General features: G+C 43.1%; 12 protein-coding genes. 5 read left to right on the top strand and 7 right to left on the bottom strand.

The window, feature by feature from the left end:
- Positions 1–6 precede the first annotated feature (6 nt).
- Positions 7–1920, top strand: a complete 1914-nt coding sequence (gene selB, locus HMPREF9708_RS01220) for a selenocysteine-specific translation elongation factor (protein ID WP_006308135.1) — start codon at positions 7–9, stop codon at positions 1918–1920.
- A complete protein-coding gene (gene selA / locus HMPREF9708_RS01215) occupies positions 1920–3305 on the top strand; it encodes an L-seryl-tRNA(Sec) selenium transferase (protein WP_006308134.1) in 1386 nt (461 codons plus the stop codon). Before selB ends, selA begins: the two co-directional genes overlap by 1 nt.
- 69 nt (positions 3306–3374) lie before the next feature.
- Here the strand turns inward: selA and HMPREF9708_RS01210 are convergent, their stop codons facing one another.
- The 4 genes from HMPREF9708_RS01210 to HMPREF9708_RS01195 all read right to left on the bottom strand — a co-directional run bounded on the left by HMPREF9708_RS01210 (position 3375) and on the right by HMPREF9708_RS01195 (position 8847).
- Entirely contained in the window at positions 3375–5102 is a 1728-nt protein-coding gene (locus HMPREF9708_RS01210) for an ABC transporter permease (protein WP_006308133.1), read from the bottom strand.
- Positions 5095–6126: an ABC transporter ATP-binding protein gene (locus HMPREF9708_RS01205; protein WP_006308132.1), complete on the bottom strand. Its 1032-nt coding sequence runs from the start codon at positions 6124–6126 to the stop codon at positions 5095–5097. The genes HMPREF9708_RS01210 and HMPREF9708_RS01205 overlap by 8 nt, the downstream gene beginning before the upstream one ends.
- A 261-nt stretch (positions 6127–6387) precedes the next feature.
- Positions 6388–7446, bottom strand: a complete 1059-nt coding sequence (locus HMPREF9708_RS01200; protein WP_006308131.1) for an extracellular solute-binding protein — start codon at positions 7444–7446, stop codon at positions 6388–6390.
- A gap of 174 nt (positions 7447–7620) precedes the next feature.
- Entirely contained in the window at positions 7621–8847 is a 1227-nt protein-coding gene (locus HMPREF9708_RS01195) for a glycosyltransferase family 4 protein (protein WP_006308130.1), read from the bottom strand.
- A 293-nt stretch (positions 8848–9140) separates the two neighbouring features.
- On the opposite strand from HMPREF9708_RS01195, the gene grdA reads away from it, so the two are divergent.
- The 3 genes from grdA (at position 9141) to grdD (ending at position 12475) form a co-directional block, all read left to right on the top strand.
- Positions 9141–9614, top strand: a complete 474-nt coding sequence (gene grdA / locus HMPREF9708_RS01185; protein WP_083826829.1) for a glycine/sarcosine/betaine reductase complex selenoprotein A — start codon at positions 9141–9143, stop codon at positions 9612–9614.
- A gap of 140 nt (positions 9615–9754) precedes the next feature.
- Positions 9755–11305, top strand: coding sequence for a glycine/sarcosine/betaine reductase complex component C subunit beta (gene grdC / locus HMPREF9708_RS01180; protein WP_006308127.1), 1551 nt, complete (start codon positions 9755–9757; stop codon positions 11303–11305).
- Positions 11306–11320: 15 nt separating this feature from the next.
- The gene (gene grdD / locus HMPREF9708_RS01175) at positions 11321–12475 is read left to right on the top strand and encodes a glycine/sarcosine/betaine reductase complex component C subunit alpha (protein ID WP_006308126.1); all 1155 of its coding nucleotides are present in this window, start codon (positions 11321–11323) and stop codon (positions 12473–12475) included.
- Positions 12476–12560: 85 nt separating this feature from the next.
- Here the strand turns inward: grdD and HMPREF9708_RS01170 are convergent, their stop codons facing one another.
- From HMPREF9708_RS01170 to HMPREF9708_RS01160, 3 genes are all read right to left on the bottom strand, one after another.
- Positions 12561–13283, bottom strand: a complete 723-nt coding sequence (locus tag HMPREF9708_RS01170; RefSeq protein ID WP_006308125.1) for a YebC/PmpR family DNA-binding transcriptional regulator — start codon at positions 13281–13283, stop codon at positions 12561–12563.
- A 207-nt stretch (positions 13284–13490) separates the two neighbouring features.
- The gene (locus tag HMPREF9708_RS01165) at positions 13491–14018 is read right to left on the bottom strand and encodes a TDE2712 family protein (RefSeq protein WP_006308124.1); all 528 of its coding nucleotides are present in this window, start codon (positions 14016–14018) and stop codon (positions 13491–13493) included.
- Between the two features lie 94 nt (positions 14019–14112).
- Positions 14113–14340: a DUF3343 domain-containing protein gene (locus HMPREF9708_RS01160; RefSeq protein WP_006308123.1), complete on the bottom strand. Its 228-nt coding sequence runs from the start codon at positions 14338–14340 to the stop codon at positions 14113–14115.
- Positions 14341–14348: the final 8 nt, after the last annotated feature.

Here is a 14348-nt window from a genome sequence, read left to right as displayed (position 1 = left end):
TCAATCATGAAGAATGTCGTTTTAGGGACGGCAGGCCATATTGATCATGGAAAGACCACGCTTATCAAAGCCTTAACTGGGATCGAAACAGATACCACTAAGGAGGAGAAACAGCGTGGCCTTTCTATCAATTTGGGCTTTGCCTATTTGGACTTACCGAATGGTGAGCGGGTTGGAATCGTCGATGTGCCTGGTCACGAAAAGTTTATCAAGAATATGTTAGCCGGTTCAGCGGGCATTGACCTTGTTCTCTTAGTGATCGACGTTAATGAAGGGATTATGCCTCAAACCAAAGAGCATGTGGATGTCTTGACCTTGCTAGGGATTGAAGAGTATGTCATTGCTTTATCTAAGGTATCGGGTGTAGACCAAGATTTAAAGGACTTAGTCTATGAAGATATCCGCGAACAATTTGCTGACACTCCTTTAAAAGATGCGCCGATTGTTGAAACCGATGCGATTGCAGGGACTGGTTTGGATGAATTAAAGGACGTCCTTGTCCAAAAAATTGCAGGCATTCAACAAGAAAATGAACAATTACCCGCTCGTTTGAATGTAGACCGAGCTTTCTCAGTTAAAGGCTTCGGGACGGTCGTAACAGGGACTCTGATCGATGGGTCCATTAAAGTCGGCGATGACTTGACCATCTACCCAGCAGGCATCACGACACGGGTTCGGACCATTCAAATTCATGAGCAAGATCAAGCGATTGCTTATGCGGGGAATCGAACAGCTCTCAACTTGACTAAGGTTGATTTAGACCAAGTTGAGAGAGGAGATGTCTTGAGTGCTGCTCCTCTTGAGGCGTCCTATATGTTGGATGCTAAAGTTATGTGCTTGAAGAGTGCTAATCAGCCCATGCAACTATGGGACCGGGTCCATCTCCACATCGGAACGTGTGAAGTGATTGGTCGTCTTGTACCACTTGGGGTGGAAGCTTTGGCTCCAGGTGAGACTGCTTTTATGCAGATTCGGTTGGAAGAGGAAGTGGCCGTTAAGAAAGGGGATCGGTTCATCCTAAGGAACTTCTCACCGGTTGTGACCATCGGCGGAGGTGAGGTCTTGGATGCAACTCCTCGCAAGCACAAGCGCTTTAACCAGAATGTCATTGATTCACTTGAAGTAATGGAATCCGGTTCAACTGAAGATGTTTTACTGGACTTCTTGATCCACCGGTCCACTGGTTTTACTTCAATTAAGGAGATGGCAGACTACCTAGGTGAAGAAATGAGAGTGGTTGAAGCATATGTATCAGACATGGTCGCAGAGGGGAAATTGTTGAAATTTGGTCAATTCTACTTTGCGAAAGATTCCTTTGATGCGATCAGTCAGGAAATGATGAAATTATTAGATGACTTCCACTCAAGCAACAATATGGTGGCAGGGATGTCTCTGGAAGAATTTCGCTCTCGCTTCAATCAGGTAGCACCTAAGGAATTAAATGCTATTATCTCGACCTTAGTTGAGGATAAAAAGCTGAGGATCGATGGCGATATCATCGCTTTGGCAGGCCACTCGATTCAAATCTCACCTGCTCAGGCAAAAGCTCGCCAGGCAATTGAAGATCAATTAGCCCATAATCCATTTACTCCTCCTAGCTTTGAGGAAGTGGTAGGCAAGGATCCGGTTAAGCGTGAAGTCTATATGCTGATGCGTAAAGAGAATGAATTCTACCGCTTAGATAAACAGACTGAACTTCATGTTAAATATTACAATGAGGCTTTGGAGATTTTGGCCGAATTCTGTCGAGACCACGGAGAAATTGCCCTCGCTGATTTCCGCAATTTACTTGGAACCAGCCGTAAATATACCCTTTTATTATTAGATGACTTTGACCGCCGTGGAATCACAACGAGGCAAGAAGATGTGCGGGTGATGAATCCAAAATATCTCAATCATATTGAGGAGGTACAATTATAGTGAGAGAATTATTGGCCAAGTTGCCAAAAGTAGATAAGGTGATGCAAGCAGAAGTCATTACCGCATGGCAAGCAGAATTAGACCTTGATTATATTAAGGAAACGATCCAACTCGAAATTGATAAGATCCGCCAGCGCATCTTAGATGGGGAAGCAACAGATCCGGAGGTGGTCGCCTTTGACCAGGTTGTTAATCAAGTGAATGATGCCTTGACTATCAGGGTTCAGCCCTCCTTGAAGCCGGTGATTAACGCCACTGGGACGGTTCTTCACACAAACTTAGGCCGGGCGCCCTTATCTGAAGAAGTCGTCCAAGCAATTGCTGAATTAGCACCTTCCTATTCGAACTTAGAGTACGATTTAGCAGCTGGTAAACGGGGGTCACGCTATGTTCACTTAAAGGATGTCCTCAAGCAAATAACAGGTGCTGAAGATGCCTTGGTCGTTAATAACAATGCAGCAGCCGTTCTCTTGATGCTATCAGCGCTGACTGAGAAGCAAGAAGTGTTAATCTCACGTGGTGAATTAGTCGAAATTGGAGGTTCCTTTAGAATTCCCGATGTTATTACGCGCGGTGGCGCCCGTTTAAGAGAAGTGGGAGCGACGAATAAGACCCACTTAAAGGACTATCAACAAGCCATAAGTGACCAAACGGGGGCTATTCTTCGTGTCCACACTTCGAATTATCGCTTGGTCGGCTTTACTGACCATGTGTCAGACCATGATTTAGTCGAACTCGCCCATGAAAAAGGAGTCTTAGCTTTAAATGACTTAGGTTCCGGACTGTTCCTCGATATGCAGCAATTTGGTTTACCTTATGAGCCAACAGTTCAAGAAGCGATTCGAGCAGGCTTTGATGTGGTGACCTTCTCTGGAGATAAATTATTAGGTGGTCCACAAGCAGGGATTATTGTGGGCAAGAAGCACTTGCTTGATAAGATTCGTTCTCATCCTTTGACACGGGCGCTTAGGACTGATAAGGTGACCCTGGTTGCCTTAGAAGTGACCATGCGTCAGTACTTAAATCCTGAAGTAGCCCTGGAGAAGATTCCTGTTCTACAAAAAATTAGCCAAAGCCTTGATCAACTACAAGCAAAAGCAGATAAAATGATTCGCGCCATTAATGACCTATCCGAAGATTGGCAGGCTGAGCGTCAACCTGGTCAATCTCAAATAGGTGGCGGGTCTTATCCAGGATCGACCCTACCAACCGCCTTAGTACAGATTGCGCATGCTCACTGCAGCGCAGCTCAGTTAGAACACTACCTGCGTACCCGGACCAAGCCGATTATTGCTCGAGTCCAGCAGGATTATGTTCAATTGGATGTTCGGACCTTACTCGACAGTGAGATGGATGAAATTATCCAAGTATTAAAAGACATGTAAAAAAAGCCCCGAAGGGCCCTGACAAGTATTCTAGCAAGAACGCTTGGCAAATGGCCTTCGTGGGCTTTTTTATTTGGTAACAAGGGCAGGTTTAGATTGTTTACGAGTAAACCTTGAACCATAAACAAAGTAAAGAGCACTCCCTTTAATGAGCATTAGAAGGACCGAATAAACTGCGTTAATTGCTTGTGCATTGAGGTTGGTATCGGGGTTCGCATTCTTTCTAATTTCGATCCCAAGTGTAGGATTCGAAGGTTGATAGAGAAAGACTGAAAGATCATAGTCATCAATCAGCTGGTTGAATTGGATGGCAAAGAGGGCCAAAAGAGTTGGGATCAGAATCGGAATAATGACCCGTCTTAGGGTCTGCCAAGAAGAGGCGCCGAGTAACTTTGAGGCATCCTCTAATTGACCATCCACGCCATAAAAGGCTGCTTTAATGTATCGTAAGCTATTGGGTAAGGAAACCACTAAATAGGCCAGAGGAAGAATCCACCAGGATCCAATGACGGATTGCCCTAATAACAAGCTTGAGGGAGAATCATAAGCGATTAAATAACCTAAGGCTAATAAGAGTGAGGGGATCAGCCAGGGAATATAGAATAAATATTCTAAGGGTAGAGAGAACCAAGCTTCTTTGTTGTTCCGAATCACTCTCGCAATTAAGGTCATCAAGAGGACGGCTAGACCCGCTGCAATGATGGAATAGATGATAGAGGTTACAATTGGTTGATAACCTTTGACATGTGTCAAGACCTCCTGGTAATTGGCCAGGGTAAGACTAGACAAGGAGAGTGTTGATTGTCTTAAACTGGCTGCCGGGGTGAAGGAAGCTAGGATAATCGCGATGAAAGGTAACATAAATAAGATAAATAATCCGTAGGCTAGAAAGTGGACAAGGAAATTCAAGAGAGGAGAATGAATGACTTGCTTCTTGAGGGAAGACTTGGTCTTAGAGATGGAAAGAAAATTTCCCCGTCGTTCATTGCGTGTTAGGAAATAGAGCAGAATAAGTTGACAGATACCTAAAAAGATTGACAGCATCGCTGAGAGATCGCGCGATTTGGGTCGGTTGGCAAAGGTCAAGATTAAAGGTGAAATAGTTTGAAAGTTCTTCCCTCCTACCATAACAGGTGCCGAGAAGGCACCGAGACCGGTTTGGAAGGTCATAATCACTAAGGTCATGATAATTGGAATGAGTGTCGGCAAGGCCACTCTAAAGAGGACATTTAAGGGCTTGGCTCCTAAAATTTTAGCGGCTTCTAATAATTGATAATCGATCGACTGAAAAGCATTTCTCAAGAAGAGCATGTGGATATGGGTACAACCGAGAGTCATGACAAAGAGGACAGCAGGATAGCCCTCAAACCAATAAGGATCCAGGCTAGGTATGAAATGCATCAAGGCCTGAGTAATAAAGCCATTCTTACCATAGACCAGGATATAACCAAAGTTCATGACTAGTCCACCCATTAATAGTGTCGTTAAATAGCCTAGCCGAAGGATTTTTTGTCCTTTAATGGCAAAATACTCCGTTACGAGCACCATAAATAGGCCAACGATATTACAGGTGATGGTTAAGGTAATAGCCAGTAGAAAAGAATTTTTGATCGCCGCCATGGCTCTCTTGGAAGCTAACACCTTATGAATAGCCGATAGGTCGAGTTGGCCATTTTGCCAGAAGCTTGTCGCAATAACACTCAAGATGGGATTGATAATGGCGATCAGGATAAACCAAGCGAGTAAACTGATGAGAAGAAGGTGCGCGATCTTTTGCCAAGGAAATTGCTTAGTCATGAGGAGCCCCTCCTAGCGGATAAGTCATAATATCGCTGGGATTCAGATAAGTTTTGATTGAATGGCCAATCTCAAAATGGTGTCCCGGTTGATTTAAGACCATAAACTGGAAGCTGGCATCTTCGATTTGGATTTGGTAGATTAAACTGTTGCCTTGGAATTTGCGGTCAATGATCGAACCCTCCAAAATAAGATCTTCTTGGCTAAGGGCTTGGGGGCGAATATTCTCCCAGCGAATATAAGCAATATGGTCCGTTGGTAGAGGGGTCTCTAATTGGTGATTGAGCAATTCTATGATTCCTGGAGATAGTCGGTTGGCATCCCCAATGAAATTTAATACAAACTCTGTTTGTGAATGGTTGTAAACTTCGATAGGGCTTCCAATTTGTTCAATTTTACCCCGTTGGAAGACCGCTAATTGATCCGAAAGCTCCAAAGCTTCTTCTTGGTCGTGGGTAACATAGATGGCGGTCAGACCCGTCTTGGCTTGGATTTCTTTTAGTTCTTTGCGCAATTGTTTCCGCAATTTTGCATCGAGGTTCGATAAGGGTTCATCGAAGAGGATGACTCGTGGTTCCATGATCAAGGTACGAGCAATGGCCACACGTTGTTGTTGCCCACCAGATAATTGGCTGACATTTTTGGCAAGTTGGTTGGGATGTAAGTCGACGATTTCAGCTTGGCGGTGAACCTTCTCTCGGATGCGATCTTCCGCCATATGCTGCACCCGAAGTCCGTAGGCGATATTCTCATAGGCAGTCATGGTCGGAAATAGGGCGTAGGATTGAAAAACCATGCCTAGCTGGCGCTTTTCAACTGGTGTATGCGTAATGTCCTGACCATCGAGTAGGACTTTCCCTTGACTAGGAGGGGTTAAACCCGCAATGGCGCGCAGAGTGGTTGTCTTACCACAGCCTGATGGCCCTAGAAAAGTAAAGAAATCACCTTCTTGAATACGAAGGTTAACGTGATCCACCGCAATGTAATCACCATATTTAACTTGGATATTTTGAAGTTCGATCATAAATAGGCTCCTTTATTGGTTGAGATGGAATCTACTAACTATTATCTTAAGATTAAATGTTACAAGATGAAACATTTAAGGTCTGGTCAAAAAATAAAAGCCGAATCGTCAGGGTCGCAAGCTAATGTCGGCTTCTTACCTAGTTGGCGTTTACCAAAGGCATAGCGGCCTTTCAAAAGCCTATTCTGCGAGGCTCGATTCGGCAGTTTGATTGATCAGACGGGTAGTGTGCGTCACAGTCCCTAAGATTGAATCAAAGCGTTATGGCATGTAGTCTAGTTCTAATTTTTCGACCCAAGCGTCAACGTTTTCACGGTAGAGATCCCAGTCAACTTCCATTGGAGTTACTTGTTCCAGGAGTCCTTTCATGGTCTCATCGATTCCTTCTTGAGCAGCGGGAGTTAGTGGGATGAAGCCGAATTCTTCAGCTAAGATCTTTTGAACTTCATCCGAACCAAACCAGTCCACGAATTCTTCCGCGACTGAATAGTCATGATCTCCCCCCTTGTCTAGAATCCCAATTTCTTCTGTCATGGTGAAGACACCGTACTCAGGGTTAATCGGCTTAACATTTAAATCTGGATCTTCCCCCATGCGTGTTGCAGTTCCTGAAGCATGGAAGTAGTCATAAAGCAAAGTACCATCCTTAAGTAATTCAAAATGGTCTTCATCCTCGCGAATTTGATAACCGTTAGCGAGGTAATCTTCGACTTGTTGCCAGCCTTCATCGGAAATACCTAATTCACCCGCTTCATCTGGATATTGCATAAGAATTGAAAGAATAATCTTTTGGTGAGTCGATCCACCTAAGTCTTCTGGAATGCGGTATTTATTTGCTAAATCAGGATCTTGCCCTAATTCTTCTAGGCGGCTAGGAAGATCTTCTTCAGATACTTGATCAGGATTATAAAGGCCAAAGATATAAGATTCAGCAAAAGGATAGAATTGGCCATTGCCGAGTAATTTAGCTTCAGGCATGTCTTTAGCCCAGACCGGCTCAAAGTCATGGAGAGCAACCTCATCTTGTAAGTTCAGCCAATTAGCTTCATCTAAACCAATCACAACATCTGCTTGAGCATCCTCTTTCTCAGCAAGCACCCGGTTATAAATATCACCACCACCTGCTACGACTACTTGTAAGTCAAAACCAGCTTCTTTAGCTAATTCTTCAACACGTGCTTGGCGTTTTTGGTCATTCAAGGTATTGGAATAAATGACTAAGCTTTTATTTTCTTGTGCTGAAACTTGAGTCGGTTCTGTTACGGGAATCAAGCCTGCTGTGAGCGCAGCAGCTGAAATAAAGCATACGAGTTTTCTCATTAAAAAATCCTCCTAAATAATCATTGATAAAGTAATTTTAACACATCAGGGATCTAAAGCCGAATCAAAGCAAGTCTCATCAGAGATTATCATAGGTGATGGGGCATTTATTAGTTGTCAAGCCTTCCTATCACCTTAAGCGACGGATGATCCTGGCCTGACGATCACCATGCTTTATTGGCTGAGGAGTCCTTGTAATAAGCGGTACTGCCGGTCAATTAACTCTGGCCAGGAGTGGCGGGTAATTTCTTGACGCATGCTTTCAGTTGTAGAATGGTCCAAGATTCGTTGGATTTGCATATCCAAGTGAGTGGTTAGGTCCTCGATAAAGATTGGTAAATCTTCTTTGATGGGCTTATCTTGGTCGTAAAGGCGCGGGAGGTTGACGTATTCAATGATGCCCGACTGGTTGACGGTGTCACCTAAGAGTTTTTTGAGTGGCAGTAGGTCTGTCACAACCGCTCGCAGTCCACAAGCCAATGCTTCTAGTACGATGGTAGCCAAACCTTCGAAGTAAGAAGGCAAGACGAAGAGATCGGCTTGTCGCATCTTTTCGGCCAGCTCTAATTGTGAGACAGCGGGATAGAGGAAGAAGCCACTCGCTTCATCCGCTTGGGCGATTTGGTAGAGCTGTCCTTTCTTATCTTCTTCGCCATTACCTATAATATGCAGTTCAAGTTGTGGGTATTTGCTTTTGAGGGCTGGAAAGGTGGCAGCTAATTCAAAGACACCTTTGGCTTGGGCAATCTTGCCGGCGTAGAGAATTTTGATGGTGCCGTCGCTTATTTTTTTCTGGGGTGGATAGAAGATTTGTGGGTTGTAGCCATTACCTGTAATGTGGATCTTTGTTTCATCAATTTGATAGGTTTCCTGAATCGCTTCTTTATCTTGATGAGACAAGGAGAATACCAAAGATAAGCGATTGAGATCATTCACATAACGAGCTGCCAGTTGAGGATGTCGACGCGCTTGTCGAATGTCGGTCCCATGGCTGACACCAACCACTGGAATATCTGTAAAACAATCGAGAACTAAGGATGTTAAGTACCATAAATGGTGGGTAATCACTATATCCGGTTGAAATTGTTCTTTTGCAGCCTGCAGACGTTTTTGAAAGGCAGTTTGCCAAGTTCTCACTTCTTGGTCGGACATTTGGGAGTAGATGGTATGTGGATAGGGCATTGTATCGGACATACCGGGAATGGGAAAAGGACACTCTTCACTCATAAATTGGACTGGGTAGCTAGGGTAGTGGTTCAAGTTGTCTTCAAAGGGGGGTTGGTTGGCATAGATCAGGGCATGCTGTACTTCATCATGGTTGAGCCCTTCAATTAAGTTTCGATAATAAACGCCTGATCCCGTTTGTTGAGGGAGTTGCGCTAAGACGTGTAGTATTTTCATAGTTTCCTCCTTAATTAGTGACTATCTCTGGGTATTATAGCGTACTTTAGATTAAACAAGAGGCTAATTCAGTTTCCAGGTTGGGCCGTTGGTATTTATTAATAAAATAAATATAATTTGGATGGTTATTGTAGCAAGGATTAAAGAAAGGTAAACCGAAGTTATGAAAGGGATTACAAAAGTATTTATAAAAAATATTTGACAAATCCATAAAATAGACTTATGATAATTATCGTAGTAGTGATATTGTTGTTGCGAACAATTTTATTTCATATTTTCTTAGGAGGTATATTATGTCAATGGATAACAAGAAATTGCTTATCATTGGTGACCGTGACGGAATCCCAGGACAAGCAATTGAAGCATGTTTAGAAGGTAAACCAGTAGACATTCTCTTCTCAAGTACAGAATGTTTCGTTTGAACGGCCGCAGGTGCCATGGATTTGGAAAACCAACGTCGTATTAAAGAAGCAGCTGAGAAACACGGTGCAGAGAATCTAGTTGTTATCTTAGGTGGTGCTGAAGCAGAATCTGCTGGTCTAGCAGCTGAAACAGTAACTAACGGAGACCCTACATACGCAGGTGCATTAACTGCTACTCCTCTAGGATTAGCTGTATACCATGCAACTGAACCAGAATTTAAAGATTATGTAGATCCAGATATTTACGACGAACAAGTCGGAATGATGGAAATGGTATTAGATGTAGATTCTATCGCCGAAGAAATGAAATCTATTCGCGATCAATTTTCTAAATATAGTGTATAATCTACCCTAAACAAAAGAGTCGGTATCAGCAGTTTGCTGGTGCTGGCTCTTTTCTTAAAAGGCAAGTGAAAGTGCTTGCTTTTTCAAAAAATATGTGAAATAATCTACAATATAAAACTATGACTAAAGGAGAAATGCAAATGACTTTACCAGTAATTAAAGCTGCGGCTTATACTTTGGTTAATACACCAGATATGTTGGTGCACAATGGTTCTACTCAAACAACTGAGAAGGTAACCACTCCTGATTCTGAATACTTGAAGAATCTTAACAAGCACTTACGTAGCTATGAAGAAGTTTTGGCAGATCCTGCTAATCAAACATATATCAACAATATGCACTACTCTGAATTGAAGAAAATTGCAGAACCACGTTATAAAGAAAAAGCAGAAGCAAAACGCTACTCTAAACGTGGAGAAATTATGCCTGAATTAGAATTTTATGGCTTAATTTCGATTGTTGATGTGTTTGACCTCGTTTACTTAGAAGAATCTTTTGCTGAAAAGACTAAAGCAGCCCTTAGCGAAAACGATATGTTCAAAGATGACATCGCTAAGATTAAAAATACAGAATCAGCTGAATGGTTACAAGTTCAAGTTGATGAAAAAGGGGCAGAAGGGCTCTACTATGAAGGAGAACTTGTCGGAGTGGTTGAACGCGCTCACGATATTGACCCTAACTTATCTGCTCACGTTATGCTTGAAAACTTAGTAAACAAAGCGTCTGGTGTGCTTTCTCTTCGTCACTTATTAAGAGATTCTGAAGATGTGAATGCTGAAGATATTGAATATGTCATCGAATGTTCAGAAGAAGCAATTGGGGATGTTAACCAACGTGGTGGTGGAAACATGGCCAAGGCGATTGCTGAGATGTGTGGTCTTTCAAATGCATCTGGTTCAGACTTACGTGCATTCTGTGGAGCGCCTACTCACGCTTTGATCTCTGCTGCATCACTTGTTAAGGCTGGAACTTACAAGGCAGTTGCGGTTGTAGCGGGTGGTTCAACTGCGAAACTAGGTATGAACGGTAAATCTCACTACGAAAAAGACATGCCATTATTGGAAGACTCTGTAGCAGGTGTGGCATTCTTAGTGACTCAAAATGATGGTATCAGCCCAATCGTTCGTCTTGAAGACTCTGGACGTCATACCGTTTCTTCTGGTTCTTCACCTCAAGCAGTTATGACAGCTTTAGTTGGGGATCCATTAGATAAAGCTGGTTTAGGTGTACCAGACATCGATGTTTACTCAATTGAAATGCAAAACCCAGATATCACGAAACCTGCTGGAGCTGGTGATGTTCCAACAGCGAACTTGAAGATGATTGGTGCGGTTGGGGTTCTACGTAAAGAAATCGAACGTGCTGAATTAGGCAACTTCGTAGCTGAGAAGGGAATTCCTGGATGGGCGCCAACTCAAGGACATATTCCTTCAGGTGTACCTTACCTAGGATTTGCGGTTGATGATATGACTTCTGATTCAGGTGTTAACCGTGCTATGATCGTTGGTAAAGGGTCACTCTTCTTAGGACGTATGACGAACTTGTTCGATGGGGTTTCTGTAATCTTAGAGCGTAACACTGGTGAAGTTGAAGCAGAAGGCGTAACAGGTGACTTGAAAGAAACAGTTAAGGTTGAAGTTGCGAAGGCATTACGCCAATTTGCAGAGAATTTCTCAGCAGAAGAAGAATAGAGGTGAGCAATACGCATGTCTAACCAAGTTAATCAAGCAATAAAAGATGTTTTTAATGAATTAGCTCATACATTAGAGAGCGGTCAAGTTGGACCTTCTATTAAGATCGGTCTAACCATCAATGGCTCTGAATTAGGGTTTGATGTGATGCGTGAAGCGGCTGCTTTAGCGAAGGCTGAAGGACTATTTGATGTTGTTCTAATCGGAGAGAAGTTAGACTGGACCGATGACTATGAACACTATGAAGCAAATGGTGAAAAAGAAGTCGAAGAAACCCTCGATCGTCTCTTATCAGATGGTACAATTGGCGGAGCGGTAACGCTGCACCATACTTTCCCAATCGGGGTATCCACTGTTGGCCGCGTGATCACACCTGCCAAAGGGAAGCAAGTCTTCATTGCTACCACAACTGGTACGACTGCTACAGTTCGTGCTGAAGCGATGGTGCTTAATACCATTAATGGGATTGCAGTAGCTAAAGCGAGCGGTATCGAAAACCCAACAGTTGGGATTGTGAATGTCGATGGTGCCAACACAGTCGAACGTGCCTTACGGCAATTAATTGATAAAGGCTATGAGATTACCTTTGGTGAATCTGCTCGTTCAGACGGCGGGGTTGTCTTACGTGGGAATGACTTATTATTAGGGTCAGCTGACGTAATGGTCTGTGATTCACTGACAGGTAACTTGTTCATGAAATTGTTCGGATCTTACACTTCAGGTGGTACTTATGAAACAACTGGCTTCGGATATGGACCAGGTGTTGGAGAAGGCTATGAGCACATTGTAAATATTGTGTCACGTGCTTCTGGTGCTCCTGTCATCGCAAATGCACTTAAGTATGCCTACCAAATGGCTAAAGGGAAACTTGCTGATAAGTCTAAGGCGGAGTATGCAGCTGCTAACAAAGCAGGATTGAAGGATGTCCGCGAAGGATTACAACCTAAGGCTGCAGCTGTTGAGGAAGAAGTTAAGGCACCAGCTAAAGAAGTGGTAACAGCTTCACTATCTGGAATTGATGTACTTGACTTAGAAGATGCTGTTAAGGCATTATGGAAGGCTGGTATCTATGCTGAATCAGGAATGGGCTGCTCTGGTCCAATCGTGATGATCAGTGAAGCAAACGCTGATAAAGCAGCAGAGGTTGTTAAAGAAGCAGGCTTCATGTAAAAAATAAACTATAGAAATAGACCGTCGATGGTGATCGACGGTCTATTTGTTTGGAGTCAAGGCTAAAAATAAGTGGGACTCTTTTTTATTCGGCGTTCGTGAAGACTTCTTGGACATCATCGTCATCTTCTAACCTTTCAATCAATTGTTCCAACTGGGTGCTGTGACTTTCATCAACAGCTACTGTGTTTTGTGGAACCATGACCAAGCGTGCATCAGCAAATTCAAAGTTACTTGCTTGCAAAGCATCCTTGACAGCCGTGAATTCACTGGGGTCAGTATAGATTTCGAAGGCCTCCTCAGAGGTCTTCATATCTTCAGCACCAGCTTCAATGACCGCTTCGAACATCGCGTCCTCATCTTGGGCTAAGTTTTCTCGGTCAATGGCTATATAGCCTTTGCGATCGAACATATAGGATACAGAACCTGAACTTCCTAGATTTCCGCCATTTCTAGAGAAAGCAACATGGATATTAGTATCGGTTCGGTTTTTGTTATCGGTTAAGGTATGGACCAAGATAGCCACACCGCCTGGCCCGTAACCTTCGTAAGTCAGTTCGTCATAGTTGGTGGTATCGCCAGCATCGGTTGCCTTCTTAATGGCCCGGTTAATATTATCCTTTGGCATATTAGCAGCCTTAGCCTTGTCAAGGGCTAACCTCAAACTAGCATTCATGGCAGGATCCCCGCCACCAGCCTTGGCTGCTGCAAAAATTTCAATCGATAACTTATTGAAGATGGCGCCGCGCTTAGCGTCCTCGGCTCCTTTTTTATTCTTGATCTTACTCCATTTATTATGTCCAGACATAATGGTCACCTCTTTCTTTGCTAAATTTTATCACGATGGATCTTAAGATAAAAGAAGTATCTTAAAGTTAAAAGTGGAGGAGACGATCGATTCGATAAAAAATAGCCATCCACAGAGCTAGACTAACAGCTGTGTGAATGGCGATTGGCGGTTCAATCTAACGAGAGTGACCAAATAGATCAGATGCGTTCGACTGTGAGTCTAATATTAGAGCATTTCTTCTAGTTTACTTGCGATATACTCTTTGAGCGGTTGGTCCTTAACTAGGACCGTTTCAAAATCGGTGAAGTCGATGCCTAACTTAAAGAAGTTAACCGTTAAGGTGTTTCCATCAATCTTATCTTCCATATCATAAGCAGGAACAAAATTGATTTGAACACTATTGTATCGGGTATCTGCCTTGAATTGATCTTTGAGGGCATCCACGTTGAGGGTCTTGACAGTTGGGAGGGTCAATTCAACGTTCCCTGGGTCATCTGCAAAGAATTTATTGGACTTGTAAAATTCGATTTCCTTCTCAGTGCTATCGTTAACAGGTTCATAGTTAATTACAGCAGAAAGCACCTTCCGCACAGAGTTGGCATCAAAGTCCTCTGTATAGAGAGTCTGCATCTCTGGACGGTTTGCGATATCTAAAAGATAAGAATCAGCTAACTTCTCACGCCGCGCAGCAGTTTGCCAGTAGAAGTCCATGAGCTCTATTACTTCAAAGTTAATTTTTACAGTTTCTAGCATTCAGCAAAACCCCTTTTTTTATGATTCGAACTTATTATAACAAAATGATCAGGATTTTAAATAGACCAATGAGACTTATTAAAAAAACAAGTTGCTAGATAATTGCAACTTGTTTTAAGTCTAGGTCATGATCTTGAGCGACTTGGACCAGTCTTTGCTTTTGGTCGGGCTGAGAACGCCATGCCATGCCGCATCCAGCCGATAATTCACGCGGAATAATCACTAAACGTCCTGGAATGTCTTGTTCTTTGAAGAGCTTTTCTGCGGCCATGGCATCTAAGGTATTGTTAAAAGTGGCATACACATATTGTTTTTGACTCAAAAAGATTC

The sequence above is a fragment of the Facklamia languida CCUG 37842 genome (genome assembly GCF_000245795.1).
Lineage (GTDB): Bacteria > Bacillota > Bacilli > Lactobacillales > Aerococcaceae > Facklamia > Facklamia languida.
This window is presented reverse-complemented; position numbering and strand designations above follow the sequence as displayed.